The organism is Chimaeribacter sp. YP20170169, from assembly GCF_056739715.1.
In genome coordinates this window covers 3,235,098-3,260,780 of sequence record NZ_CP176824.1, presented here as the reverse complement: position 1 = coordinate 3,260,780, position 25,683 = coordinate 3,235,098, and the positions used below count along the sequence as shown (strand labels likewise).

At 61.8% G+C, this 25,683-nt stretch carries 21 protein-coding genes; 12 read left to right on the top strand and 9 right to left on the bottom strand.

Features of this window, described 5'->3' with window-relative positions; genetic code table 11:
• The first annotated feature begins 1 nt into the window (after position 1).
• Together fkpB and ispH are read left to right on the top strand one after the other, a co-directional pair.
• Positions 2–472 carry an FKBP-type peptidyl-prolyl cis-trans isomerase gene (fkpB, locus tag ACK3SD_RS14850; protein ID WP_137764326.1) on the top strand — a complete coding sequence of 157 codons (471 nt, stop codon included), beginning with the start codon at positions 2–4 and terminating at the stop codon, positions 470–472.
• Complete coding sequence (gene ispH, locus ACK3SD_RS14845; protein WP_137764325.1) at positions 453–1,403, top strand: 4-hydroxy-3-methylbut-2-enyl diphosphate reductase; 951 nt, start codon at positions 453–455, stop codon at positions 1,401–1,403. The genes fkpB and ispH overlap by 20 nt, the downstream gene beginning before the upstream one ends.
• A gap of 63 nt (positions 1,404–1,466) precedes the next feature.
• Here ispH and ACK3SD_RS14840 read toward each other — a convergent pair whose 3' ends face one another.
• Entirely contained in the window at positions 1,467–2,336 is an 870-nt protein-coding gene (locus ACK3SD_RS14840; protein ID WP_481125990.1) for an SMP-30/gluconolactonase/LRE family protein, read from the bottom strand.
• A gap of 346 nt (positions 2,337–2,682) precedes the next feature.
• On the opposite strand from ACK3SD_RS14840, the gene ACK3SD_RS14835 reads away from it, so the two are divergent.
• Positions 2,683–3,246 carry a glucose-6-phosphate isomerase family protein gene (locus ACK3SD_RS14835; RefSeq protein WP_481125989.1) on the top strand — a complete coding sequence of 188 codons (564 nt, stop codon included), beginning with the start codon at positions 2,683–2,685 and terminating at the stop codon, positions 3,244–3,246.
• Positions 3,239–4,021, top strand: a complete 783-nt coding sequence (locus ACK3SD_RS14830) for a glucose-6-phosphate isomerase family protein (RefSeq protein ID WP_481125988.1) — start codon at positions 3,239–3,241, stop codon at positions 4,019–4,021. Before ACK3SD_RS14835 ends, ACK3SD_RS14830 begins: the two co-directional genes overlap by 8 nt.
• Before the next feature lie 43 nt (positions 4,022–4,064).
• Here the strand turns inward: ACK3SD_RS14830 and ACK3SD_RS14825 are convergent, their stop codons facing one another.
• Genes ACK3SD_RS14825 through ACK3SD_RS14805 form a run of 5 tightly spaced genes read right to left on the bottom strand, consistent with a single transcriptional unit; the run spans position 4,065 to position 8,375 of the window.
• Positions 4,065–4,883 carry a PTS system mannose/fructose/sorbose family transporter subunit IID gene (locus tag ACK3SD_RS14825; protein WP_481125987.1) on the bottom strand — a complete coding sequence of 273 codons (819 nt, stop codon included), beginning with the start codon at positions 4,881–4,883 and terminating at the stop codon, positions 4,065–4,067.
• Entirely contained in the window at positions 4,883–5,680 is a 798-nt protein-coding gene (locus tag ACK3SD_RS14820) for a PTS mannose/fructose/sorbose/N-acetylgalactosamine transporter subunit IIC (protein WP_481125986.1), read from the bottom strand. The genes ACK3SD_RS14825 and ACK3SD_RS14820 overlap by 1 nt, the downstream gene beginning before the upstream one ends.
• Positions 5,681–5,690: 10 nt before the next feature.
• Entirely contained in the window at positions 5,691–6,185 is a 495-nt protein-coding gene (locus ACK3SD_RS14815; protein ID WP_137764319.1) for a PTS sugar transporter subunit IIB, read from the bottom strand.
• Between the two features lie 11 nt (positions 6,186–6,196).
• Entirely contained in the window at positions 6,197–6,625 is a 429-nt protein-coding gene (locus tag ACK3SD_RS14810; protein ID WP_481125985.1) for a PTS sugar transporter subunit IIA, read from the bottom strand.
• Between the two features lie 4 nt (positions 6,626–6,629).
• On the bottom strand, positions 6,630–8,375 hold the full coding sequence (locus tag ACK3SD_RS14805) for a class I mannose-6-phosphate isomerase (RefSeq protein WP_481125984.1): 1,746 nt from the start codon (positions 8,373–8,375) through the stop codon (positions 6,630–6,632).
• 189 nt (positions 8,376–8,564) lie between these two features.
• Here ACK3SD_RS14805 and ACK3SD_RS14800 point away from each other — a divergent pair, with 189 nt between their 5' ends.
• The 3 genes from ACK3SD_RS14800 to ACK3SD_RS14790 all read left to right on the top strand — a co-directional run bounded on the left by ACK3SD_RS14800 (position 8,565) and on the right by ACK3SD_RS14790 (position 11,585).
• The gene (locus ACK3SD_RS14800) at positions 8,565–9,572 is read left to right on the top strand and encodes a LacI family DNA-binding transcriptional regulator (protein WP_481125983.1); all 1,008 of its coding nucleotides are present in this window, start codon (positions 8,565–8,567) and stop codon (positions 9,570–9,572) included.
• A 133-nt stretch (positions 9,573–9,705) separates the two neighbouring features.
• On the top strand, positions 9,706–10,527 hold the full coding sequence (dapB, locus tag ACK3SD_RS14795) for a 4-hydroxy-tetrahydrodipicolinate reductase (RefSeq protein ID WP_481125982.1): 822 nt from the start codon (positions 9,706–9,708) through the stop codon (positions 10,525–10,527).
• A gap of 284 nt (positions 10,528–10,811) precedes the next feature.
• Positions 10,812–11,585, top strand: a complete 774-nt coding sequence (locus tag ACK3SD_RS14790) for a glucose-6-phosphate isomerase family protein (RefSeq protein ID WP_481125981.1) — start codon at positions 10,812–10,814, stop codon at positions 11,583–11,585.
• A gap of 42 nt (positions 11,586–11,627) precedes the next feature.
• Here ACK3SD_RS14790 and ACK3SD_RS14785 read toward each other — a convergent pair whose 3' ends face one another.
• Together ACK3SD_RS14785 and ACK3SD_RS14780 are read right to left on the bottom strand one after the other, a co-directional pair.
• The gene (locus ACK3SD_RS14785) at positions 11,628–14,261 is read right to left on the bottom strand and encodes a glycoside hydrolase family 38 N-terminal domain-containing protein (RefSeq protein WP_481125980.1); all 2,634 of its coding nucleotides are present in this window, start codon (positions 14,259–14,261) and stop codon (positions 11,628–11,630) included.
• On the bottom strand, positions 14,258–16,222 hold the full coding sequence (locus ACK3SD_RS14780) for a fructose-specific PTS transporter subunit EIIC (RefSeq protein ID WP_481125979.1): 1,965 nt from the start codon (positions 16,220–16,222) through the stop codon (positions 14,258–14,260). The genes ACK3SD_RS14785 and ACK3SD_RS14780 overlap by 4 nt, the downstream gene beginning before the upstream one ends.
• 1,062 nt (positions 16,223–17,284) lie before the next feature.
• On the opposite strand from ACK3SD_RS14780, the gene carA reads away from it, so the two are divergent.
• The 5 genes from carA (at position 17,285) to kefC (ending at position 24,469) form a co-directional block, all read left to right on the top strand.
• Complete coding sequence (gene carA / locus ACK3SD_RS14775) at positions 17,285–18,433, top strand: glutamine-hydrolyzing carbamoyl-phosphate synthase small subunit (RefSeq protein WP_137764311.1); 1,149 nt, start codon at positions 17,285–17,287, stop codon at positions 18,431–18,433.
• A 16-nt stretch (positions 18,434–18,449) separates the two neighbouring features.
• Entirely contained in the window at positions 18,450–21,680 is a 3,231-nt protein-coding gene (carB, locus tag ACK3SD_RS14770) for a carbamoyl-phosphate synthase large subunit (protein ID WP_481125978.1), read from the top strand.
• Between the two features lie 73 nt (positions 21,681–21,753).
• Positions 21,754–21,912 (top strand): hypothetical protein, encoded by a 159-nt coding sequence (locus ACK3SD_RS14765; RefSeq protein ID WP_481125977.1) that lies wholly within the window; start codon positions 21,754–21,756, stop codon positions 21,910–21,912.
• Positions 21,913–22,068: 156 nt separating this feature from the next.
• Positions 22,069–22,626 carry a glutathione-regulated potassium-efflux system oxidoreductase KefF gene (gene kefF, locus ACK3SD_RS14760; RefSeq protein WP_481125976.1) on the top strand — a complete coding sequence of 186 codons (558 nt, stop codon included), beginning with the start codon at positions 22,069–22,071 and terminating at the stop codon, positions 22,624–22,626.
• The gene (gene kefC, locus ACK3SD_RS14755; RefSeq protein WP_481125975.1) at positions 22,619–24,469 is read left to right on the top strand and encodes a glutathione-regulated potassium-efflux system protein KefC; all 1,851 of its coding nucleotides are present in this window, start codon (positions 22,619–22,621) and stop codon (positions 24,467–24,469) included. The genes kefF and kefC overlap by 8 nt, the downstream gene beginning before the upstream one ends.
• A 40-nt stretch (positions 24,470–24,509) precedes the next feature.
• Here kefC and iadA read toward each other — a convergent pair whose 3' ends face one another.
• Positions 24,510–25,676, bottom strand: a complete 1,167-nt coding sequence (iadA, locus tag ACK3SD_RS14750; protein WP_481125974.1) for a beta-aspartyl-peptidase — start codon at positions 25,674–25,676, stop codon at positions 24,510–24,512.
• Positions 25,677–25,683: the final 7 nt, after the last annotated feature.

The window sequence follows — 25,683 nt, the reverse complement described above, 5'->3', positions numbered from 1 at the left end:
GATGGCAGAGAGCGTACAACCTGACAGCGCCGTCCTGGTGCACTTTACCCTGACGCTGGAAGATGGCTCAGTGGCGGAGTCCACCCGTGGCAACGGCAAGCCGGCGCTGTTCCGGCTGGGCGATGGCAGCCTCTCTGGCGACCTGGAGGCCCACCTGCTGGGCCTGCACGTCGGCGAGAAGCGGGCGTTCACCCTGTCACCCGATTCCGCCTTCGGGCAGAAAAGCCCGGATCTGATCCAGTTCTTCTCACGCCGCGACTTTATCGAAACTGGCGTGCCGGAGGTGGGCACCATCATGATGTTCACCGCGATGGACGGCAGCGAGATGCCGGGCGTGGTGCGCGAGGTGGCGGAGGAGTCGATTACCGTGGACTTCAACCATCCGCTGGCCGGGCAGCACATCAGCTTTGATCTCGAAGTGCTGGAGATCGACCCGCAACTGGAGGGCAACGATGCAAATCCTGCTGGCTAACCCGCGCGGCTTCTGCGCAGGCGTTGATCGCGCCATCAGCATTGTCGAGCGCGCGCTGGAGATCTACGGCGCGCCGATCTACGTGCGCCATGAAGTGGTGCATAACCGCTACGTGGTGGACAGCCTGCGCGAACGTGGCGCGGTGTTCATTGAGCAGATCGCGGAAGTGCCGGATGGCTCGATCCTGATCTTCTCGGCACACGGCGTGTCGCAGGCGGTGCGGGCGGAAGCGCGCAGCCGTGATCTGACGGTATTTGACGCCACCTGCCCGCTGGTGACCAAGGTGCATATGGAAGTGGCACGCGCCAGCCGCAAAGGGACGGAGGCAATCCTGATTGGGCACGCCGGCCACCCGGAAGTGGAGGGCACCATGGGCCAGTACAGCAACCCGAAGGGCGGCATGTATCTGGTGGAGTCGCCAGAGGATGTCTTTAAGTTGCAGGTGAAGGATGAGAACAATCTCTGCTTCATGACGCAGACCACGCTGTCGGTGGATGACACCTCGGACGTGATCGACGCCCTGCGTGAGCGCTTCCCGAACATTGTCGGCCCGCGCAAGGATGACATCTGCTACGCCACCACCAACCGGCAGGAAGCGGTGCGCACCCTGGCGGGCGGCGCGGACGTGGTGCTGGTGGTGGGGTCACGCAACTCCTCCAACTCCAACCGTCTGGCGGAGCTGGCACAGCGGATGGGCAAGCAGGCCTATCTGGTTGATTCTGCAGCAGACATCCAGGAAGCCTGGTTGAACGGGGCGTCGAGCATCGGCGTCACGGCTGGGGCATCCGCGCCGGATGTGCTGGTGCAAGAGGTGATCGCCCGCGTTCAGGCGCTGGGCGGTGGCATCGCCATCGAGCTGAGCGGCCGTGAAGAGAACATCGTGTTCGAAGTGCCGAAAGAGTTGCGGGTCGAGGTCAAACAGATCGACTGATCCCCGCCTCTTAATAAGAGGGCCTGCTGATGCAGGCCCTTTTTTATGGCGGCGAGCTGGCGATCAGATCGCGAAGCGGTTCTGCGGCACACCGGTTTCACTGGTCTCCACGCGCAGCAGCGCCCCCTCCAGATCGTGCGGCTGCTCCAGCCCCTTGCGCGCCGAGGTGATAAACAGCGTCTTCATCTCCGGGCCGCCGAAGGTGCAGCAACTCGGCTGGGTCACCGGCAGGCGAATCTCCTGCTCCTTTAGCAACTCGTCGCCGCGCAGCTGGTAGAGACAGAGACAGTGGTGGCCGAAGCAGGCGTTGACCAGCTGGCCGCGGGTGGTGAGGGTAGAGCCATCCGGCGTCAGGTCGCCACTGGAGTAGCAGTTCAGCGCGCGCGGGTTGATGCGTTTGCCGTGGCCGGAGTAGAAGCGCTTGGCGTCACTGTCAGCGAACCAGACGCGCTGCTCATGCCAGACCAGCGTATTGGGGATGGTGAGGTTCTCCATCATCCGCTCCGGCTGGGCGTCGCCGGCGGCGTAGCGATACCAACTGCCGATGGCGCTCCCCTCCGTCAAATCCATCGTGCCGAACCACAGCGAGCCGTCCGGGGCGATGGCTGCCTCATTCGGGCGGGTGCGGCCGATCTCTTCGGGGTAGTCGCAGAGCGGGGTGATCTCGCCGCTGGCGTAGTCATACAGCGCGATGCCCAGCTGCGACACCAGCAGGAAGCACTCCTCGCGCTCGGTCAACAGCACGCCGCTGGTGACGCCCGGCAACTCGCGCACCGCCGTCTCCTGGCGATCCGGCCAGTGGCGCAGCAGGCGCTGGCAGTTAATGTCGACCCACAGCAGCGACTGGCTGCGGTCGCACCATACCGGGGTCTCCCCCAACTCGGCCCGGTAGTCACTGACCGGGGTAATCTCAGAACGTAAAAATGCGGCCATGAATCGTGTCGTCCTCCCTTTCATTCATCGGGTGCGGCAGCAACGCCGCGGCCCTCTTAGCTTAGCCCTCAGCGCCCTCTGGCGCAGGCCGGATATGAAAAATCCTGCACGCCCCGGCCAGAAGCCATTGGTGCCGCTTATTTTCAACATCTGGCCGATAAATTTAGCCGATGTTAACAAGCCTACATCATAAACTCCTAATTATTCAACCATTTGCCCGGCGAGAGGAGCGGGGCGCTGGCACCTTAAGGTTGTGACCCGGCCCGCACTACGGTGATCGGATTGATGGATTAATCGATTAATCTGCTAACCTGACAGGGCTGTTCTCCTCGGGCCGGAGGCACATATGACTCTCTCTTTTATCCAGCCACCACAGGTGGCGTGGGCTAGCGGTGCATTAGCCGGTGGCCCGTTATTGCGTAAATCAACCCGCATTCAGGATCTTACTGACGTTTTTGACGATGAAGAGGCCCGCCAGCAGTTGGCTGGCGAGCAAGTCGTGTATGACGTTGAGATGCTGGATACCACGCCTGCGGAAGGCGAACTCTACACCGGCGTCACCCACCTCTATCCTGGCCGGGTCGGCTGCGAGTACTTCATGACCCGCGGGCATTTCCATGCGCGCCGCGAACAGGGGGAGGTCTATTTTGGCCTGCGTGGCAGCGGGTTGTTGCTGCTGCAAACGGAGCAGGGCAAGGCGCGGCTGGAAAAGGTCTTCGCTGGCTCGGTGCATATCATTGCTGGCTTTACCGCCCATCGGTTAATCAATACCGGAGAGGAGGTGTTGTCCGCGCTTGCCGTATGGCCAGCGATAGCGGGCCACGACTATGCGGCGCTGGCCCGCGGCTTCAACATCCGGGTCTTTGAGCAGAACCAGAGGGTTCGGGCGAAGGAGGTACAGAATGGCTGACTCAGCGCCCGGTTACGGTCTGGACATGCGGGTTCATCACCATCCGCTTGGCTTTAGCTATGGGGATGACGTCACCGGGCCGATGCCGGAGATTCGCCGGCTCGACCACATCCGCGCCTCACTGCGCGATCCGCAGTGTGACGGGCCAGAAGAGGTGTATGCCATTGCGATGGATGTGGCCCGGATGCAGGATCGCGAAGAGTTGGAAAAGCGGATGCTGCTGTTTGGCGTGGTGACCTATGCCGCGGGGCGGCTGGGGGAGGAGCCGGTGCGTAGCCAAGGGCATATCCATCGCATCAGCCAGCACAGCGGCTGGTCTCCACCAGAGCTGTACGAAATCTGGCAGGGGAGAGCGATAATCTATATGCAGGAGTATGTGGAGGATGACCCCGGACGTTGTTTTGCGGTGATTGCCCGGCCCGGTGAAAAAGTGCTGGTGCCGCCCGGTTGGGGACATGCGACCATCTCCGCTGACCCGGAGGTGCCATTGACCTTTGGGGCATGGTGCGATCGTGAATATGGCTTCGAGTACGAGGCGGTACGGGCGCACAAAGGGCTGGCATGGTATCCGTTACTTCAGGGGAACCAGATTATCTGGCAGCATAATCCGCGTTACAAAGCGGGGCGATTACAGGCCGTCACGCCCCGACACTATACGGAATTTTCGGTCACCCCGGCGCCCGTCTATCAGCAATTCATTGAAGACCCGGCACGCTTTCAATTTATCTCACGCCCGGATAAACACCCGACGCTGTGGCAGAACTTCCATCCATAAAAAACCGGGGCATCGCCCCGGTACAGAGATTGCCGTTGAGGCATTACCCCGCAAACAGGCCCGTGGTAACGCCGAGGGCGGCCAGCACCAACAGCAGAATCATGGCTTTTACCGGCGACACGCCGCGCTTCGCCATCAGATACCAGGTGCCGAGCACCACAATCAGCGGCAGTAACTGCGGGAAGATACCGTCCAGCATCTGCTGGACATGGATATTCACCCCATCATTGGTGATAAACTCCAGTCCGCTGCCGAGCTTCACGTAGCTTGCCGCGACGCCACCCATCACAAACACGCCCAACAGTGACAGCGCTTCACGCAGGCGGGTAGATTTGCTGCTCACCAGCATCTCCACCGAGCCGGAGCCCATTTTGTAGCCCTTCAGGAACAGGAACCACGAGCCGGGAATGATGATGGCCAGCCAGGCGACGGTATAAAACAGCGGCCCCAGAATGTTACCGCCAGCCGCCAAAGCCATACCGATGCTGAGCAGGATAGGGATCAACATACCGGGGATCATCGAGTCGCCGATCCCGGCGATCGGCCCCATCAGGCCAACCTTCAGGGTATTGATCGTCTCCCCATCGATCGGCTCACCGTTTGCTTTCTTCTCCTCCAGTCCCAGCGCCATGCCATTCACGATGGCACCCATCTGCGGTTCGGTATTATAGAACGAGGCGTGACGGCGCAGCATTTCAGTACGCTGCGCGGCGTCGGGATAGAGTTTCTTTGCCACCGGCAGCATACTCAGGCAAAAGCCAAAAGATTCCAGACGTTCAAAGCTCATGGATGACAAGTTATGCATCATCCATGCACGCCAGCAGTGGCGAAGATCTTTACGGGTCAGTGTGCGCGCTTCCATCAGAATTCATCCTCATCATCGACAACCGACGTTGCCTTGGCAGCCTGCGGCGGTTCTGGTTTGTAGTTGTAATGGATCAACGCCAACAGCGACCCGACGATCACCAGCGCGACCATGTTGAGTTTCAAAAAGACGATGCAGACAAAACCGACCAGAAAATAGATCAACATGGTGTAGTTTTTGATGATCTGCTTAAGCAGAATCGCGATCCCGACGGCGGGTAAAATACCGCCCAGCACATTCATCGTCGAGAGAACCACCTTCGGCAAACTGTCCATAAAGCCGCTGATGTACTGCGCGCCAAAGTAGACCGCAATAAAGGTCGGCACAAAACGCAGGACGAAGTTTGTCGCCTGCGGCCAGATGGCGCTGTTTAGGTAGATCCCGCGTTCGTCGCCCCGTTCCAGTGCCACGTCGGCGCGGTGGTTCCAGAAGGAGTTCAGAACCATCATCGCATTAAACAAGATGGTTCCGGCAATGCCGATGGTCGCCGCCAGCGCGACCGCCACCTCCGGCCCCTGTCCCGACAGGATCCCCAGGGCAATCGCCGGGTAAGCGACAAAGTTAAGGTCAGCCGGCATGGAGCCGCCCGGCGTCACCATCGCGATATAGACCGCCTGCACCGCAACGCCAATCATGATCCCGGTTTTCATGTCGCCGAGGATAATCCCGACCAACATCCCGGACACCAGCGGGCGGGTGATCAGATACCAGCCGCCAGTCAGTCCCAGCAGCCAGGGGCTGCTGAGCGCGCCGAGATAGCAAAGTATGCCAATCAACGTAGCTTCGAGAATCATGGTGCGCTCCTTATTTCAGCTTCTGGCGTGCGTCCTGCCAGCTGTAGTAACTGGCATCCGGCACCAGCCGAAACTCAACCAGATGCCCACGTTGCGTCAGCCAGTCAAAGGCGGCAATTTCATCGCCATTCACCGACTGGTTGGGGCCGATGGTGGTGGTATCGGCGCGGGCGCTCATCGGGCCAACGTTGATCTTGCCGTTGGCATTTTTCAGGCTGATGCCCGCCTCTTCGAGGCGTTTCAGCGTGACAGGCGATTTGCCAATGACGAAATACCGCTTCTCGCTGGCAATGACTTTGGGCAGTTTTTCAATCGCGGTGGCCGTATCAAACAGCCAGACTTTGGTGTCCTGCACCGCCCCTTTCATCACCGAAGAGAGCAGGGGATCGGCCGCGACGGCATCATCTATCGCGACGATCCCATCACAGGGCAGCTCTTTGGCCCAACGTGTCACGAGCTGCCCGTGGATCACGCGGTCATCGATACGTACAAAAGAGAGACTCATAGTGGTTTCCTTTAAAAATCGTCGGATTGAACGGAGAGAACCGGGGCGGCTTTAATCAGGGTCGGCACCGTCAAGGCCAACAGTTCAACGGCTGCGGCGTGGACATCCGTCAAATGGCAGATCTCTTCGCTTTGCAGCAGCATTGGGAAATTGACGCCCGCCACCACGGCGACGGGAGGGCGCGTTTGTGGCGAGAACGCATGGTGGCAGGCGACGTTCCACGGTGTACCGCTCTGCATGTCGCACAGCACCAGCACGCCGTCGGCATTTTTCCCGGCATCGGTGAGCACCTGGGCGAAGGTCTCCTTAAACCCTGCGATACCCGCATCTTCACTCAGCGTAACCGGGTAAACATGCGGCAACTCGCCGTAAACCATACGACCGCTGGCGACAAGCGCTTCCGCCAGTGGGCCGTGGGTGGCAACAATGACGTTGATCATGTGCTTATCCCCTCACCCAGGCTTTGATGGTGGCGAGCTGCTGGCCGATGCCCTTGCCAAAGGGTGAAATGCGATACTCGCCAACCGCGGCTGGGACGATAAAGGTCTCTGCATAATTGACGACAAACGGGGCAAACGCGCCGCTCGGGCTATCGACCACCGCTTGCGCACCTTCCACCAGATTCAGGACGTTCACGCCGCCACGGGTATGGTGCGTGACCGGCCCGGTAAACCAGTGGCGACGCGTTTCGATGAACTCGCGCTCGTGCAGCCCGGTTCTCTCCTCCCGCCACGCTTCCCCTTCGGCGATCGGTTCAATATGGTTGACCAGATTGTCGTGCACCCACTGGGTGTCACGCTGCCAGTCAATGACCTGCTGGCCGTGATCCAGATGGACTGGGCGCGGCAGGCCATCCAATCCCAAGCGTCCCCAATCCCACAGTTTGAAGGTGAAGATATAGGGCGTGGCGCTGATCTCCAGCACCAGCGTGCCCGCGCCGGAACAGTGCACGGTGCCGGCAGGGATCAGGAAGTGATCGTGTTTACGGGCAGGGATCTGATTGACGAATCGCTCATCATCAAACGCTTTTTCGCCACGGCCTGCCGCCCTGAGATCGTCGAGCATCGCCTGCGGCGCGATGCCGGTTTTGGTGCCGAGATAGACCACGGCATCCGGCTCGGCGTCCAGAATGTAATAGCTCTCATCCTGGGTGTAGTGCATACCAAACTGCTGCTGTATGTACTCGGTGACCGGGTGAACCTGGAAACTCAAGTTCTGGCCGCCGATGGTATCGAGGAAGTCAAAACGAATCGGGAACTCCGCGCCAAAGCGCGCGTGCACTTTCTCGCCCAGCAGGGCGCGTGGACAGGTCAGTACCAAGTCCTGAGAGGGGATCTCGATCCGCACATTGCCAAAACGCAGTAACAGGCTGTTTTCCTCGGGCACGCAATCAAAACACCACGCGTAATTGGCGGCTGAGGGATCGAGATCGAATTGTTGTTTCATCCACTGCCCACCCCAGACGCCGGGGTCAAAGAGCGGGGCAACGCGAAACGGTTGTTCGGTGGTTTGTTGCAGGCCAGTGCGCAGCGCGTCGCCGCTGACCATCGCCGGCTGGTTCTCTAGCGTGGTATCCAGCAAATAATCGGCGCGTTTGAGTAACGGGGTTTTGTGTCGGTCGAACACCCGCCACTCAATAAAGAACGCGCGTTTGTAACGCCGAAGAATGTCTTCCTGCGGGTTTTCCGCCCCCCAGTTACCCAGCCCGTCATGGCGCATACGCTGTTGAATCTCCCAGCGTGGAAGATCGGCATACACCAGTACGTCACCGGGGTGCGCCAGCGCCGCGCCGGAGCCATACACCACGACCAGCCCCTCGGTCACGGCATCAATCTGTTGCCGGATCTGGCTGAGTTTGTCGCGATCAAAAAACTCCTCCAGCTGATGGCAGGAGAGCACGCCGAATACGCGATCGTCAGTTAGGTTGCGCGCCAGCAATTCATGCAGGGCCTGCTCATCGCGGCGGGCGGATTCAATATTCAGCACCCGCGCGGTGTCGAGTGTCGTGACAAGCTGGTGTTCCAGTTCGCCAAGCCGCACGCCCGGATAGCAATCCACGATCAAGACGGTTTTGGCGGCGGTAGACATTCTGGTGTTAAGCTCAACCTGGATTGACGCCCAACCCTGCCAGGCGTGATGGTCATAGCCCTGAACGTTAACCTCAGGGAATTTGTTGTAGGTGGTAGACATTTTCTTTCTCCGTATTGGCTTATTAAAGATTAATCGATTAACCTTATTTTCCTAGGGTGGTTAACGCGATTAACCCGCCACATTCGGGATTCAGTAGGGTCAACAGCACGCTGGCGTGATGGGAATCACAGGTAAAAAAACAAAATGTAGGTTATTCGATTAACCTTGGACAAGAGATTAGGAGAGATCATGGCAACAGTCACGTTGGCGCAGGTCGCTGAACGCGCGGGCGTCTCCACGGCAACTGTTTCAATGGTATTGCGTAACCGGGGGCGAATTTCTCAGGCTACACGCGACCGGGTGCTAAAAGCGCTGGACGATGCGGGCTATGTGTACAACCAAACCGCCGCCAACCTGCGTAACCGCAGGAGTAACCAGGTTGGCTTGCTGCTGCACGACATCACCAACCCCTTTTACGGCGAGATGACGGCGGGGCTAAGCCATGAGATGGAGCGGCATGACCTGCTGCTGTTTCTGGCCAATAGTGAAGAGTCAGGAGAGCGGCAGCAAAAATTTGTCGATTCGCTGATGCGCAACAATGCCTGCGGCATGGTGCTCTGTGCGGCGCGCGAGACGCCGGCCTCCTTCTTCGAGGCGCTGAAACGGCGCAACATTCCCGCCATCATGGTGGTGCGTCCCCTGAGCGATCCTGATTTTGATTTTGTCGGCACCGATAACTTTCTCGGTACGCAGATGGCGACCACCCACCTCGTCAACATGGGGCATAAAAACATCGCGTTTATTGGCGGCAGCCCCACTTCCGGGAGCCGGGCACAGCGCATTGGTGGGTTTACCAGTACCTTGCTGGAGCAGGGCATATCGCCAAACCCGGCGTGGATCGTGGCGACGCAGGCCAGCCAAATTGACGGTGAAAACGTGGCGGAGTCCCTGCTTCTGCGTTACCCGCAAATCACCGCCGCCGTCTGTTATCAGGATATCGTGGCGCTTGGCGTCATGCAGGCGCTACGCAAGATGGGGCGCGAACCCGGACGGGATTTTGCGCTGGTGGGGTTTGATGACATCACCGAAGCGGCGCTGGTGCAACCCGCGCTCACCACGGTGTCCGTGGCGGCAAAAGAGATTGGCCGCAAGGCGGGGGAGCTGCTGTATAGCCGGATTCAGGGCAATGACGAACCGCCGAAACGCATTATCCTGCCGCCAGCGCTGGTGGTCAGGGAGTCATGTGGCTTTTGCTAAGGGTCATGCCTTTTACTGATATCTCTGCCTGTTTATCATTAAATTCTAATTATCGACGTTTTCGGCTGGCGGCACGGCGATGTGCTGGTTACTCTGAAAACGATTTACCTAAAATTAACAAAAGAGAATAGCTATGCATGATGGACAAATCCGCGTTGCCATCGCGGGAGCCGGAGGGCGCATGGGGCGTCAGTTGATCCAGGCCACTCTTGGCATGGATGGCGTACAGCTCGGTGCGGCGCTGGAGCGTGAAGGCTCCTCCTTGCTGGGATGCGATGCCGGAGAGTTAGCGGGCGCCGGAAAAACCGGCGTGACCGTGCAGAGTGACCTTGAGGCGGTAAAAGGGGATTTCGATGTCTTCATCGACTTCACCCGCCCGGAAGGCACGCTGGCGCATCTGGCGTTCTGCCGCCAGCACGGTAAAGGGATGGTGATCGGCACCACCGGTTTTGATGATGCGGGTAAACAGGCTATTCAGGATGCCGCGCAGGAGATTGCCATCGTCTTCGCCGCGAACTTTAGCGTCGGCGTTAACGTCATGCTTAAGCTGCTGGAGAAGGCGGCGAAAGTGATGGGGAATTACACCGACATTGAGATCATTGAGGCGCACCACCGCCACAAAGTCGATGCGCCGTCAGGCACGGCGTTGGCGATGGGCGAGGCGATTGCTGGCGCGCTGGAGAAGGATTTAAAAGAGTGTGCGGTCTATTCACGTGAAGGGTACACCGGGGAACGCGTGCCCGGCACCATCGGCTTTGCCACCGTGCGCGCCGGCGACATCATCGGTGAGCACACCGCGATGTTCGCGGACATCGGCGAGCGCGTGGAGATCACCCACAAGGCCTCCAGCCGCATGACCTTCGCCAGTGGCGCGGTGCGTGCCGCCCAGTGGCTGGCAACGCAACCGACCGGACTGTACGACATGCGGGACGTGCTCTCGCTACACGATTTATAAGCTTTCCCAACCATCGTGATGTGGTTATTTCAATCATAAGTCTTGGATTACGGGGCAATGAACGGTTGCCCCTTTTTTCGCCCCGCGCCTGACCACTCCTTTTCCCCCTCCCTGATTAATGCATGAATATGCAAATATTTTCATTATTTATGATTTGTGGGCGCCATTGGCACCCTGACAGCGCTAGCCTGTGACTGGGCCAGCAGAATCCAACGCCCGCCGCCAGCGCCACCAAACCCATCGGCTACCCTGCCGGGATCACGATAACCAGACAGGGAGGAGAGATGGAGACGAGGTATGGGTTGGAGATAGCCATCCGGCAGGCTCCGCTGGGCTTCAGCTATGGCGAGGAGGTGATCGGGCCGATACCGGAGATCCGCACGCTGGCGCAGATGCGGCCGCTGCTGCGCGATCCGGGCTGCGGCGGCCCGGCACTGGTGTACGCCACGGCAACGGACGTGGCGCGGCTGGATGACCGGGCGGAGCTGGAGCGACGGATGCTGCGCTTCTGCGTGGTGGCCTGCGCGGCGGGCACCCTCGGCGCGGAGCCGGTGCACAGCCAGGGGCATGTGCACCCCATCAGCCAGCACAGCGGCTGGTCGCCGCCGGAGCTGGTTGAGATCTGGCAGGGGCGGGCGATGGTCTACATGCAGGAGTATGTGGCGGAGGATGCCGGGCGCTGCTTCGCGGTGCAGGCCGGGCCGGGGGAGAAGGTGCTGGTGCCGCCGGGCTGGGCGCACGCCATCCTGTCCGCCACGCCAGACGTGCCGCTGGCCTTCGCCACCTGTTGTGACCGGGAGAGGCGCGCGGATCATGGCGCGCTTTACGCGCGCCACGGGATGGCGTGGTATCCGCTGGTACAGGGAACGCACATCGTCTGGCAGCGCAACCCGCACTACGCGCCGGGGCAGTTGCAGGTGATCACACCGCGCCGCTACCACGAGTTCGGCCTCACCGATGCGCCGATCTATCAGCAGTTCCGCGACGATCCGGCGCGGCTACAGTTCATCTCCCGGCCGGGACGCGTGGCGGCACAGTGGCGGCGCTTCCTGCCCTGACTCGGCCTGGAGGGCCACCCGTTGCTGGCCGGGGCCGCGCCGCTAGGGCGCGAAGCGCAGCAGCAGCGTCAGGTAGTCGCCCGGCGGGATCAGCGCCTCGTTCGCCAGCGGTTGTGGGTCATCCTCACGCAGCGACAGGCGCAGCATCTGGCAGGGGCGCGCCATCTCCAGCGTGGCCCGCTCCGGGCGGCGACCGGGGTTGAACAGCCGGATCACCAACTCCCCGGCCTCCACGCCGGGCCGGCACATGCTAAGGAAGATGCGGGGGTTGGTCAGGCTGAACAGCGACAGATCCGCCGGCATCGCCTGTGCGGGCAGCGGCAGGGTGAAGCGTTCCAACCGCTCCTCGAAGGTGTTGAGATCCTGCACGTGGTAGCTCATCACCGGCTCGCGGTAGTCACGGATGGCGGCGAAGGCCGCGGCCTCATCCGGCAGGGTGTCGAGCAGCAGCGCATAGTCAAACACCAGCGGCTGCAATAGCTGGGCGTCGGGCGTCTCTACCACTTTGTTGTTGATGCCGGAAGCGCGCCCCGGCCGCCACGCGGTGTCATCCTTGCCCAGCAGCCCGACGCTGCGGTAGAGCGTCAGCGCCAGCACCTGCTCATCCGGCAACACCTCATACTCCTTGATGCCCTGCGTCAGCACGCCAAAGTTGTGGTCGTCATTCAGCACCAGCACGATGTTCTCCAGCGTGAAAATCGGCATCGGCTTCTCGACAAAACCTTTCTCGCGCCAGTTGGCGAGCCACGGACTGTGGGTGTCGCGACGCAGCAGGCTGTAGCCCTGATCGGCGAAGGAGAAGCGCGGCGAGCGGACGGGCGTGGCGAGGTGCACCCGCAGCCGGTGGTCGGTGGCGGCATTGGTCAGCTGGTGCTGCACGCGCAGCCACGGCTCGCCCTGACGCAGCTCCAGCGTGGTATGCACCACCATCGCCAGGTTACGCTGGCCCGCCTTGCGGCTCGCCATGTCCGCTGGCAGTTGCAACGTGGTCGCCAGCGTCATGCGCGCGGCCAGTGGCCCGGTCTCGCAACGGATGAGGCTAAAGCGCTGGCAGGCGTCGGGGATCTCGGACTCGAGCGGCGCGAAGTCAAACTCGTCGCCGTCATCACCGCACTCGACAAAGGTGATGGGGTGGCGCAGGCGGCAGCCGTTGCGCAGGTTCTCCAGCGTCAGCCCCTCCTGCTCGAAGGTGACGCGATAGCAGCCATTTTCTATCACCGGCTGCGGCGCAGGGCGCAGCGCCGGGGCAGCACACTGCTCATCGACGCTCAGAGTGTGCCAGCCCAGCCCCGGCAGGGTGGTGCGGAACAGCACCTCGCTGCGGTAGTAATCCGCCAGCGGCTCCAGCTTCTCGCCGGTGGCGGTCACCACCACGCGCTGGCCGCCGGGCATTTGCTGCTGGCTGAGCAGCGTGCTGTCGAGCAACGCGCCCGCCCGGCGCAGGGCAAAGCCCGGCTGGCGGGTGAAGAGTACGGCGCGCACCAGCTTCTCCTGCGGGGTCGGGTCGCCGTTGAACACCACCAACGCGTTCTCCTGCTCGACGCGGCGGGCAATCTTCTTCTTCAACAGGTTGAGCAGGCTGAGGGCGGAACGCTCCACGCTCACCAGTCGCTGGCGGATATTGAGGTTGACGGCATCGGCGTTGGTCGCCTCAATGCCGTTGTGCGCATGGGCGGCAAACAGCGTCTTCCACATCTCATCCAGCAGCGGCGCGGGGTAGTGGATGCCCATCAGCGACGCCATCGCCGCCAGCGGCTCCAGCTGATCCAGCAGCAGATGCTCGGTCTGCCAGTTCTGGCGCTTGATGTCATAGCGCGTAGAGTGGCAGGTGCGGTGGATGCGCGACTTCTGGCAGGCGTACAGCTCACCCTCCAGCGTGTGGTTAAAGAGCGCGTCAGCCCAGACGTCCCGCATATAGTGCTCATAGTCGGTAAGGGTAAAATGCCACGGCAGGCCAAGGGCGTTAAGCTCCTCGACAATCTGCGGGAAGCGGGCATTCGCCAGAACCTGATCGCCGCCCGCTGGCAGCAACAGCGTGTCGGTGCCGCGGTTCATGGCGCGCAACGACGTCAAAATCGGCAGCAGGCGCTGGTTGAGGTAGGTGTCATCCGTCGCCAGGAACTTGCCGGGGCCGTAGCCATAGTAGAGGTAATGGGTGGCGATGCGCTTGCCGTTGGGCGACTGCCACCAGAAGTTAAGATCGCCCTGAAGCTGCTCGGTATAGACGCCGCGTTGCAGCACGCAGTAGTGGATGCCAAGGTCGGTGAAGATGGCTGGCAGCCAGGCGTGCTGGCCGAAGATGTCCGGCAGGTAGCCGATGTCCATGCTATGGCCGAAGCGCTCGGCGGTGCGGATGCCATATTGCAGGTTGCGGATCAAAGACTCGGTGCGGATCAGCAGCGAGTCGCACTGGGTGTACCAAGGGCCGACCAACAGCCGGCGCTGGCCAATCAGCGCCGCCAGCCGCCCGGTGTTCTCTGGCCGTACCCGCAGGTACTCCTCCAGCACAATCGCCAGCCCATCGAAGGTGTAGCTGGGGAAATCCTCGCGCTGCTCCAGCAGGTCGAGGAGGTAGTCGAGATTCTCCACCAGCAGGATGTGGGAGTCCTCGCAGGTAAAGTACCACTCGGCGTCCCAGTGGCAGTGCGGGACAACATAAACGTGCGTGTGCTTCATGACCCCTCCTGGTCATTGACGGTCAACAGGCCGCGTTTAATCAGATAGAAACGCAGAAAGACATTGCTGATGGCGATGAACGCAATCCCGGTCACCATGCCGCACAGGTAGGCGGGCAGGTTCTGCACCAGCGGCCAACCCCAGATGGCGGGCAGCGGATACCACTGCACCGAGCCAAGCAGGATGGCGATCACCGCGCCGAGCACCGCACCTAGCATGTTGAGGGAGATGGTGATCAGCGGGTTTTTCAGCATAAAGGGGATCGCCCCCTCGCCAATGGCAAGGAAACCGAGGATCAGCGAGGTGGTGCCGGTCACCCGCAGGCTCTCGTCGAACACCCGGCGGTGCACCAGAAAGCGGTCGATCAGGGTGGCGAGGCCGATGCCGATCGGCGGGATGACAATCGCCAGCACCCGTGGCGTCAGCGGGAAGATGTGGTCAGCCGCCAGCCCAATGGCGATCGCCCCGGCGGATTTGTTCACCGGGCCTCCTAAATCGAAGGCGGTGAGGGAGGCGATGATCACGGCGAGCATCAGGGCGCTGGAGTTGCCGTGCGCGGTAATGAACGCCTGCAACGCCCGGTTAAGGCCGCCAAACACCGGATCGACAAAGTAGAAGTTGAGCAGGAACAGGGCGATGACTGTCAGGCCGGGCACAATCAGCATCGGCTTCATCGCCTGCAAATGCCGGTGCAGGTGGATGCGCCGGTTGAGGGTGTCGGCGATCAGCCCGGCCGCCATGCCAAGGATCAATGCGCCCAGAAAGCCGGAGGGCACGCCGCCCGGCACTGACCAGAAGGTGAAGTGCAGCCCACCGGCGAAGGCCCCGCCGACAAAGCCCGGCATCAGGCCCGGCCGGTCGGCCAGGCTCCACGCCATGTAGGCGGCGAACACTGGGTACATGAACTTCATGATCATCGCGCCATACAGCGACAGCCAGTGGGCCATCGCCACTGTCAGCCGGTCATCGGTGGCATACTGCGCGTTGGCAATGTCGGTGATGCCGCAGGCGCTGGCGAGCAACTGGCCGATGCCCATCATCAGCCCGGCGGCGACAATCACCGGGATCATATAGGAGATGCCGCTGGAGACGCCTTGGTAGAGGCGGCCGGAGAGGGTGAGGCCGCTGCGCGGCGGTGGCTCCGTCGCGTGCGCCTCGGTTACCACGCCGTCGGGCTGCTGCAACAGGCGGTCAATCACGCCGTCGGCATCCTTCAACGGCGCGGAGACCGGCACCGAGACGTAGGGCTTACCGTGAAAGCGCCCCCGTCCCTTGGGCGGCAGGGTGGCGGCAAAGATCACCCCCTCGGCGTCACGGATCTGCGCCGCTGTCAGCTCTCCCTCGGTGCCGCTCGCGCCCTGCTTTTCACAATGGATCTGGATGCCGCGCGCCGCGCCCGCCCGCTCCAGCGCCTCAGCGGCCATATAGGTGTGGGCGATGCCGGCCGGGCAGGAGGTGATGGCGACCAGCGTGCGGCTGGGCGCGCTTACTGGCGTGGCGTCGGCGCTGGCGCTGTCCAGCAGCGTGAGGAATGCCTGCGGGCTGGCGGCGGTTTTCAGCGCCTGCACGCGATCCTCCTCCATCAGCGCCAGACTCAGCGCCGACAGCAAACGGATATGGCCGTCGCTGTCCCCCTGCGGCACCGCCAGCAGGAACACCAGATCCACCCGGTTTTCACCATCCATTGTCGGCCAGTCGGCCACCGGCTGCGTCAGCCGCGCCACGGCGAACGCCGGGGCCGTCACCACCGGCGACTTGCCGTGGGGCAGGGCGACACCCTGCTCAAAGCCAGTCTCGGATAGCGCCTCGCGCTGCCACACCGCCTCCAGAAACTGCGCCCGGTCAGCGATTTTTCCCTGCTCAAGCAGGCGCTGGCTTAGCTCCTCAAGGATCATCGTCCGGCTGCCCCAGGGCGCATCCAGCACAATGAGGCTTTCGGCCGTTATGCTGCTTAGTATCATCACTCCTCCTGCCGCATGGGTGAAATCTGGTCAGCGCTAGGTTAATCGATTAACTTTTTTGCGAAAGGGTGGTAAACGCGATTAACCCAGCAGATTCCGGGAGATGTGGCACGTTGCCACCCCGGCTGTGAGGCAGCTCACAAAGAAAGTGCAGCCAGAAACAGGGGGCATCCCTAACGCCAGCGCCTGATCCGGCCGCCAGCGTGCGTCATTCCTGGCCTCTGCGGCTTTCGTTCGGCACCCAAGGGCAGAATAACTATGCACCCCCTGCTGCATAGCAGTTCAGGGGGCAAAAAATGGCCGACGCCCGCGCGCCCTGCGGCCAGCCAGTGTCCAGTGGGCAGGGGTTAAGCGAAGCGGGTGAAAAAAGCAGCTTTCTGGCCCCCGGTTGGGCTGGGCAAAGCAACAAAAAGCGCTGGGGCATCTCCCCACGGTTTTCACGCTAACAGTCAAGAACGTGTGCTTTTTCAGGGGCAAAAAGGGCTGTCAGGGCAGCGATGACTGGCGATTACGTTACGCAATGGTAAATAAATGGGGTGATGTGGCTTAAGGTGGTTTTGGTGAATGAAATTGCTATTTATATGCTTTGAAACGATTTTTTTTGGCGTATATTTTGGCTTTTTAAATTATTATTGATTTTATATTTATATGTATTATAAGATTTTTTAAGTTAAGTATCTTGCTTTAAAGCGTATGTGTATTTATCTGTAATATTTTCCGCATAACATAGCAATATCTCTTCGCAATCCCGTTTTTCATGTTGCAATTGCTCAAAGTTCGCCCTGAATGGGCAGCCTCCCCGCTTTTTTTTCGCGGAAAAGTGTCGCAACCGTTTACTCACACCACTTATCACCCTTTTTTGGCTGGCTAAGGCTGCATTTCTACTGAATGAAGAGAAATAGGGGTGAAAATGCGTGTTTCTGGTAGACAAAGGTAGGGGGCATCATTAGAATGCGCGCAATTTGCCAAAAATTAGCTCTCGCAGTGATTTTTGCATTGATTTAGGGCGTCAATTCTGAATTAATATGCAAATATAATGATTGATTATTCCTGGAGGATGCTTTGATTAAGTCAGCGCTGTTGGTTCTGGAAGACGGAACCCAATTCCACGGTCGGGCCATCGGGGCCGAAGGTACGGCAGTGGGGGAAGTGGTCTTCAATACGTCGATGACCGGTTATCAAGAAATCCTCACTGATCCCTCCTATTCCCGCCAGATCGTCACCCTCACTTATCCCCATATCGGCAATGTCGGCACCAACACCGCCGATGAAGAATCCTCCACCGTCCACGCGCAAGGCCTGATCATCCGCGACCTCCCGCTGATCGCCAGCAACTACCGCTGTGAAGAGACCCTCTCGGACTACCTCAAGCGCCTGAACATCGTGGGCATCGCCGATATCGACACCCGCAAGCTGACCCGCTTGCTGCGTGAGAAAGGGGCGCAGAATGGCTGCATCATCGCTGGCGACCATCCAGACGCAGCGCTGGCCCTGCAAAAGGCGCAGGCGTTCCCCGGCCTGAACGGCATGGATCTGGCAAAAGAGGTCTGCACCAAAGAGAGCTACAGCTGGCAGCAGGGGAGCTGGTCACTGGAGGGCGAACTGCCGGAGGCCAAAGAGGCCGCGGATCTGCCCTTCCATGTGGTGGCCTATGACTACGGCGTGAAGCGCAACATCCTGCGGATGCTGGTGGATCGCGGCTGCCGCCTGACGGTCGTACCGGCGCAGACCCCGGCGGACGAGGTGCTGGCGATGAACCCGGATGGCATCTTCCTCTCCAACGGCCCCGGCGACCCGGCACCGTGCGACTACGCCATCACCGCTATCCAGCGCTTCCTTGAGACTGAGGTGCCGGTGTTTGGCATCTGCCTCGGCCACCAGTTGCTGGCGCTGGCCAGCGGCGCGAAGACGCGCAAAATGAAGCTTGGCCACCACGGCGGCAACCATCCGGTCAAAGACCATGACAACAATACCGTGATGATCACCGCCCAGAACCACGGCTTCGCCGTCGATGAAGAGGGGATGCCAGCGACGCTGCGCATCACGCACACCTCGCTGTTCGACCACACGGTGCAGGGCATTCACCGCACTGACAAACCGGCTTTCAGCTTCCAGGGTCACCCGGAAGCCAGCCCCGGCCCGCACGACGCGGCGCCGCTGTTCGATCACTTCATCGAACTGATCCAGACCTACCGTTCTACCGCCAAATAATCAGGAGCGACTTACCATGCCAAAACGTACAGATATAAAAAGCATCCTGATTCTCGGCGCCGGCCCGATCGTGATTGGCCAGGCGTGTGAATTTGACTACTCCGGCGCGCAGGCGTGTAAGGCGCTGCGTGAAGAGGGCTATCGCGTCATTCTGGTGAACTCCAACCCGGCGACCATCATGACCGACCCGGAGATGGCCGACGCGACCTACATTGAGCCGCTCCACTGGGAAGTGGTACGCAAAATCATCGAAAAAGAGCGCCCGGACGCGGTGCTGCCGACCATGGGCGGCCAGACCGCGCTGAACTGCGCGCTGGAGCTGGAGCGTCAGGGCGTGCTGGAGGAGTTCGGCGTCACCATGATTGGTGCCACCGCCGACGCCATCGACAAGGCCGAAGACCGTCGCCGCTTTGATCAGGCGATGAAGAAGATTGGCCTCGACACCGCACGCTCCGGCATCGCGCACACCATGGAAGAGGCGCTGGCCGTGGCGGACGACGTGGGCTTCCCCTGCATCATCCGTCCCTCCTTTACTATGGGCGGCACCGGCGGTGGCATCGCCTACAACCGTGAAGAGTTCGAAGAGATCTGCGAGCGCGGCCTCGACCTCTCGCCAACCAATGAGCTGCTGATTGACGAGTCGCTGATTGGCTGGAAAGAGTATGAGATGGAGGTGGTGCGCGACAAAAATGACAACTGCATCATCGTCTGCTCGATTGAGAACTTTGATGCGATGGGCATCCACACCGGTGACTCCATCACCGTCGCCCCGGCGCAGACCCTGACCGACAAAGAGTACCAAATCATGCGTAACGCCTCGATGGCGGTACTGCGTGAGATTGGCGTCGAAACCGGCGGTTCCAACGTGCAGTTCTCGGTTAACCCGAAAACTGGCCGCCTGATCGTCATCGAGATGAACCCGCGTGTGTCGCGCTCCTCGGCGCTGGCCTCCAAGGCCACCGGCTTCCCGATTGCCAAGGTAGCCGCGAAACTGGCGGTGGGTTACACGCTGGATGAGCTGATGAACGACATCACCGGCGGCCTGACCCCGGCCTCGTTTGAGCCGTCCATCGACTATGTGGTTACCAAAATCCCACGCTTCAACTTTGAGAAGTTCGCGGGCGCGAATGACCGCCTGACCACCCAGATGAAGTCCGTGGGTGAAGTGATGGCGATTGGCCGCACCCAGCAGGAGTCGCTGCAAAAAGCGCTGCGTGGCCTGGAAGTAGGCGCCACCGGCTTTGATCCGCAGGTGAGCCTGGATGACCCAGAGGCGCTGACCAAAATCCGCCGCGAGCTGAAAGACGCGGGCGCGGAGCGTATCTGGTACATCGCGGACGCCTTCCGCGCTGGCATGTCCGTGGATGGCGTGTTCAACCTGACCAACGTTGACCGCTGGTTCCTGGTGCAGATTGAAGAGTTGGTGCGTCTGGAAGAGAAAGTGGCCGAGGGTGGCATCAACATCCTGACCGCTGACTTCCTGCGTCAGCTGAAGCGCAAGGGCTTTGCCGACGCGCGTCTGGCGAAACTGGCTGGCGTGGCCGAGAGCGAAATTCGCAAGCTGCGCCACGGCTACCAGCTGCACCCGGTCTACAAGCGCGTAGACACCTGTGCGGCGGAGTTCTCCACCAACACCGCCTACATGTACTCCACCTATGAGGAGGAGTGCGAGTCCAACCCGACCAACGACCGCCCGAAAGTGATGGTGCTGGGCGGCGGGCCGAACCGTATCGGTCAGGGCATCGAGTTCGACTACTGCTGCGTGCACGCCTCGCTGGCGCTGCGCGAAGATGGCTTCGAAACCATCATGGTCAACTGTAACCCGGAGACCGTCTCCACCGACTACGACACCTCTGACCGCCTCTACTTCGAGCCGGTGACGCTGGAAGACGTGCTGGAGATTGCGCGCCTCGAGCAGCCACAGGGCGTGATCGTGCAGTACGGCGGCCAGACCCCGCTGAAACTGGCGCGTGCGCTGGAAGCCGCGGGTGTGCCAATCATCGGCACCAGCCCGGACGCGATTGACCGCGCCGAAGACCGTGAGCGCTTCCAGCAGGCGGTCAACCGCCTCGGCCTGAAGCAGCCAGCCAACGCCACCGTCACCACCACCGAGCAGGCAGTAGAGAAGGCCGCGACCCTCGGCTACCCGCTGGTGGTGCGCCCCTCCTACGTGCTGGGCGGCCGGGCGATGGAGATTGTCTACGACGAAGTGGATCTGAAGCGCTACTTCCAGAACGCCGTCTCCGTCTCCAACGACGCGCCGGTGCTGCTGGATCGCTTCCTTGATGACGCGGTAGAGGTGGACGTGGATGCCATCTGCGACGGCGAGCGCGTGCTGATTGGCGGCATCATGGAGCATATCGAGCAGGCTGGCGTGCACTCTGGCGACTCCGCCTGCTCCCTGCCGGCCTACACCCTGAGCCAGGAGATTCAGGATGTGATGCGTCAGCAGGTCGAGAAGCTGGCCTTCGAGTTGCAGGTGCGCGGCCTGATGAACGTGCAGTTTGCGGTGAAGGAGAATGAGGTCTACCTGATTGAGGTCAACCCGCGTGCGGCGCGTACCGTGCCGTTCGTCTCCAAGGCGACCGGCGTACCGCTGGCGAAAGTGGCGGCGCGCGTGATGGCTGGCAAATCCCTCGCGGAGCAGGGCGTCACCAAAGAGGTGATCCCGCCGTACTACTCTGTGAAAGAGGTGGTGCTGCCATTCAACAAGTTCCCCGGCGTTGACCCGATTCTGGGGCCAGAGATGCGCTCCACCGGTGAGGTGATGGGCGTCGGCCGCACCTTCGCGGAAGCCTTCGGCAAGGCGATGCTCGGCAGCCAGTCCAACCTGAACCTGAAGGCGAGCGGCCGTGCGCTGCTCTCCGTGCGCGAGGGTGACAAGTCCCGCGTGGTGGATCTGGCGGCCAAGCTGCTGAAACGCGGCTTCGAGCTGGATGCCACCCACGGCACCGCCGTGGTGCTGGGCGAGGCGGGCATCAACCCGCGTCTGGTCAACAAGGTGCATGAGGGCCGTCCGCACATTCAAGACCGCATCAAGAATGGCGAGTACACCTACATCGTCAACACCACCGCGGGCCGTCAGGCGATTGAGGACTCCAAGCTGATTCGCCGCAGCGCGCTGCAATATAAAGTGCACTACGACACTACGCTGAACGGCGGCTTCGCCACCGCGATGGCGCTGAGCACCGACCCGACCGAGCAGGTTATCTCGGTGCAGGAGATGCACGCGCAGATCGTTGGTTAATCCAGCGCGACCCTACAGACCCCACGGCAACGTGGGGTTTTTTTTCGCATAATAGTTCATCCTGATCCAGACCGTGACGGGCTATGGCCGGGCGGTGGGGCGGTTGATTGATCACCACGCCCTGTCCGGCGTACTGGGGGCCGGCAGCAGCACGGTGTGGGTCGCAGCGCGCAGCCGCGACACGCTAACGCAGACCCGCCAGCAGCTCAGCCGCCTGCTAACGGCGGGGTGATCCGCGCCAGGGCGGCCTCTTTCCCCTGTTTCGCTCTTTTCCCATTTCTCCTGTGGCGTGAACGCCGTAGAATGCGCGGTTTCCATTGGCGGCAGCGTCAGGGCCGGGCGTGTGGATGGCCCTGCCTGACGCGACACACGTTGTAGCGAGATCCTGATGATCCTGATTATTTACGCCCACCCCTATCCCCACCACTCCCACGCCAACAAACGAATGATCCAGGCGGCCGGTGAGCTGGATGGCGTGGAGGTGAGATCGCTCTACGATCTCTACCCCGACTTCACCATCAATGTGCGCGCCGAGCAGCAGGCGCTGAGCCGCGCCTCGCTGGTGGTGTGGCAACACCCGATGCAGTGGTACAGCATGCCGCCGCTGCTCAAGCTCTGGTTTGACAAGGTGCTGGAGCATGGCTGGGCCTACGGGCAGGGGGGCGACGCCCTGCATGGCAAACAGGCGCTGTGGGCCGTGACCACTGGCGGCGACCAGCCGCACTTCAAGCTGGGCGACTTCCCGCACTTTGACGCGCTGGCGCAGCCGTTGCAGGCGACCGCCCTCTACTGCGGCATGACGTGGCAGCCGCCGTTCGTGCTGCATGGCACTTTCAGCTGTGATGCGGCGACCCTGGAGGCGGCAGCGGCCCGCTACCGGGCACAACTGGCGGGCTATCTGGCCGCCACCCTTGAGGCCGCGGCGAACGGAGGTGAGCATGGATAACCACGCGATGATGATTGAGGGGCTGATCTACCTCGGCTCCGCGGCGCTGATTGTGCCGATTGCCGTGCGCTTTGGCCTCGGCTCGGTGCTCGGCTACCTGATTGCTGGCTGTCTGATTGGGCCGTGGGGGCTGCGGCTGGTGGCCGATGCCGAATCGATTTTGACCTTCGCCGAAATTGGCGTGGTGCTGATGCTGTTTATCATCGGCCTTGAGCTGGATCCGAAACGGCTGTGGAACCTGCGCGCCGCGGTGTTCGGCGGCGGCGGCTTGCAGATGGCTGGCTGTGGGGTGCTGCTCAGCGCCTTCTGCTACGTGCTCGGCCTGAGTTGGCAGGTAGCGGCGCTGATTGGCCTGACGCTGTCGCTCTCCTCCACCGCCATCGCCATGCAGGCGATGAGCGAACGCAACCTGACCTCGACGCAGATTGGCAACAGCGCCTTCGCCGCGCTGCTGTTTCAGGACATCGCCGCCATTCCGCTGGTGGCGATGATCCCGCTGCTGGCAAGCACTGGCGGCGGCACCACCCTCAGTACCTTTGCGCTCTCCGCGGGCAAGATGGTGCTGGCGCTGGCGCTGGTGGTGCTGCTTGGCCGCTACGTCACCCGCCCGCTGCTGCGCTTTGTCGCCAAGTCCGGGATGCGTGAGGTGTTCAGCGCCGTGGCACTGTTTTTGGTGTTTGGCTTTGGCGTGCTGCTGGAGATGGCTGGGCTGTCGATGGCGATGGGCGCGTTCCTCGCTGGCGTGCTGCTCGCCAGTTCCGAGTACCGCCATGCGCTGGAGAGCGATATCCAGCCCTTCAAGGGGCTGCTGCTGGGGCTGTTCTTCATTGGCGTCGGCATGTCGATCGACTTCGGTACGCTGGTGAACAACCCGCTGCTGATCCTCACCCTGCTGGGCGGCTTTATGTTGCTGAAGGGGGCGCTGCTGTGGCTGCTGGCACCGATGCTGCACGTGCCGCGCGCCCAGCGTGGGCTGTTCGCCATCCTGCTCGGGCAGGGCAGTGAGTTCGCCTTTGTGGTGTTCAGCACCGCCCAGACCGCTGGCGTGCTGCCGGTCGAGTGGTCGAAGGCGCTGACGCTGGCGGTGGCGCTGTCAATGGCGGTGACGCCGCTGCTGCTGGTGCTGTCCAAGCGCTTCGAGAAGGCGGCACCCGCCAATTCACGCCCGGATGACACCATTGATGAGCACGCCAGCGTGATCGTCGCGGGCTTCGGCCGCTTTGGTCAGATCACCGGCCGTCTGCTGCTGTCGAACGGCATCAACGCGGTGGTTCTGGACAACGACCCGGATCACGTGGAGACGCTGCGCAAATTTGGCACCAAGGTATTCTATGGCGATGTCACCCGCGTGGAGTTGCTGGAGTCCGCTGGCGCGGCGCAGGCCAAGGTGCTGGTCAACGCGCTGGATGACGTAGATGCCAACCTGCAACTGACCGATCTGGCGCGTGAGCACTTCCCGCACCTGAAGATCATTGCCCGCGCGCGTGACGTTGACCACTACTACCAGCTGCGGCTGCGTGGCGTGGAGTCGCCGGAGCGTGAGATGTTTGAAGGCTCGCTACGCACTGCCCGCCGCGCGCTGGAGGCGATCGGCATCGGTGCCTATGAGGCGCGGGAGAAAGCGGACATCTTCCGCGACTACAACCTGAAGATGCTGGAGGAGACGCTGCCGAACTATGAGGATACCGAGTTCCGCATCGCCACCATGCAGCGCGCCAAAACCATGCTGACCGAAGCGATGGCGATGGATCATACCCGCTTGGCGCGGGCGCAGCAGACTGGCTGGCAGGGGCGCTCGGAAGAGGGCGAGATTCCGCAGGAGGAGACGCCGCACCAAGCCTGATGCGGCACACCGGTGGCCGCGCCCGCGGCCACCTTTTTCCTTACTCCTCAAACGTCCCTTTCACGCACGCCTTGCCGTTCTCCACCAGCCGTTTCCCCTTCGCCCACACCTGATCGATCGCCAGATCCGGCGTCAGCACCAGCAGGTCAGCGTCACGCCCCGGCAGCAGTTCCCCTTTCATGCTTAGCCCCAAGAAGGCCGCCACATTGCAGGTGAAGGGGCAGAGCGCCTCCGCGAGCGTGAAGCCGTGGCACTGCACCAGCTCGCGCAGCGCCTGCGGCAGGGAGGTGAACCCGGCCACGCCGATGCCCTGTAGGTTACCCTGCTCGTCAAACACCGGCTGGCTGCCGTTGCCATCGGAGCTGATGCTCAGGCGCGCCAGCGGCACATTGGCCGCCACCGCCCGCGCCACCCCTTCGGCGGCGCTGAACGGGGTCTCAATGCTGCTGGTCAGGTCGATGTGGCCGCCGGCGCGGGCGAACTCCAGCGCGGCGGTGAACAGCGTGGTGCTGCGGTTGACGTGGGTCGGCAGCAGCTTGCCGATCGGCACGTCGCTGTCGCGCAGGAGCGCCTCAAGCGGGGCCAGCAGGCGCGGGCTGTTGCCGAGGTGGAAGACGCTAACACCCGCCTTGCCGCCCAGCAGGCCACCGACCCGCGCTTGCGCCGCCAGATTGGCCAGCGCCGCCGGGGCCGGGGCCGCAGAGCGGTGGTCGGAGATGGCGCACTTCACGCCGATCACCTTGTCAATCAGCGCCACGTCGCGCTCGACGCTGCCAGTGATGGTGGGCGAGGGTATGCCGTAGGCGCCGGTCAGCATCCAGGCGCTGATCCCCTCACTCTCCAGCGCCCGCACCTTGGCCAGCAGCGACTCCGGGTGGCGCGTCACGCTGTCAGTGCCCAGCAGCCCCACCACGCTGGTGATGCCCGCCTCCACCAGCCGCGACAGCCGCACCTCCGGCGTGCGGGTGTGCGGGCCAGCCTCACCGCCGCCGCCAATCAGGTGGACGTGCTGGTCAATCAAACTGGGACAGAGGCAGTGGCCCGCCAGATCCACCACCTCACAGCCGGGCAGAGACTCCGGCGCGATGTGCGGGGCGAGGGCCACAATTTTACCGGCGATCACCAGCAGATCCTGCCGCCCGAGCGCCTGCGGGGTATAGACATTGGCACCGCGCAGCAACACGCCGCCAACCATTGAGAGATCCATCGTTTTT

Bases quoted from the DNA above. Each gene is read 5' to 3' on its own strand.
- fkpB (WP_137764326.1), top strand. From the start codon at position 2: ATGGCAGAGAGCGTACAACCTGACAGCGCCGTCCTGGTGCACTTTACC.
- ispH (WP_137764325.1), top strand. From the start codon at position 453: ATGCAAATCCTGCTGGCTAACCCGCGCGGCTTCTGCGCAGGCGTTGAT.
- ACK3SD_RS14840 (WP_481125990.1), bottom strand. From the start codon at position 2,336: ATGGCCGCATTTTTACGTTCTGAGATTACCCCGGTCAGTGACTACCGG.
- ACK3SD_RS14835 (WP_481125989.1), top strand. From the start codon at position 2,683: ATGACTCTCTCTTTTATCCAGCCACCACAGGTGGCGTGGGCTAGCGGT.
- ACK3SD_RS14830 (WP_481125988.1), top strand. From the start codon at position 3,239: ATGGCTGACTCAGCGCCCGGTTACGGTCTGGACATGCGGGTTCATCAC.
- ACK3SD_RS14825 (WP_481125987.1), bottom strand. From the start codon at position 4,883: ATGGAAGCGCGCACACTGACCCGTAAAGATCTTCGCCACTGCTGGCGT.
- ACK3SD_RS14820 (WP_481125986.1), bottom strand. From the start codon at position 5,680: ATGATTCTCGAAGCTACGTTGATTGGCATACTTTGCTATCTCGGCGCG.
- ACK3SD_RS14815 (WP_137764319.1), bottom strand. From the start codon at position 6,185: ATGAGTCTCTCTTTTGTACGTATCGATGACCGCGTGATCCACGGGCAG.
- ACK3SD_RS14810 (WP_481125985.1), bottom strand. From the start codon at position 6,625: ATGATCAACGTCATTGTTGCCACCCACGGCCCACTGGCGGAAGCGCTT.
- ACK3SD_RS14805 (WP_481125984.1), bottom strand. From the start codon at position 8,375: ATGTCTACCACCTACAACAAATTCCCTGAGGTTAACGTTCAGGGCTAT.
- ACK3SD_RS14800 (WP_481125983.1), top strand. From the start codon at position 8,565: ATGGCAACAGTCACGTTGGCGCAGGTCGCTGAACGCGCGGGCGTCTCC.
- dapB (WP_481125982.1), top strand. From the start codon at position 9,706: ATGCATGATGGACAAATCCGCGTTGCCATCGCGGGAGCCGGAGGGCGC.
- ACK3SD_RS14790 (WP_481125981.1), top strand. From the start codon at position 10,812: ATGGAGACGAGGTATGGGTTGGAGATAGCCATCCGGCAGGCTCCGCTG.
- ACK3SD_RS14785 (WP_481125980.1), bottom strand. From the start codon at position 14,261: ATGAAGCACACGCACGTTTATGTTGTCCCGCACTGCCACTGGGACGCC.
- ACK3SD_RS14780 (WP_481125979.1), bottom strand. From the start codon at position 16,222: ATGATACTAAGCAGCATAACGGCCGAAAGCCTCATTGTGCTGGATGCG.
- carB (WP_481125978.1), top strand. From the start codon at position 18,450: ATGCCAAAACGTACAGATATAAAAAGCATCCTGATTCTCGGCGCCGGC.
- kefF (WP_481125976.1), top strand. From the start codon at position 22,069: ATGATCCTGATTATTTACGCCCACCCCTATCCCCACCACTCCCACGCC.
- kefC (WP_481125975.1), top strand. From the start codon at position 22,619: ATGGATAACCACGCGATGATGATTGAGGGGCTGATCTACCTCGGCTCC.
- iadA (WP_481125974.1), bottom strand. From the start codon at position 25,676: ATGGATCTCTCAATGGTTGGCGGCGTGTTGCTGCGCGGTGCCAATGTC.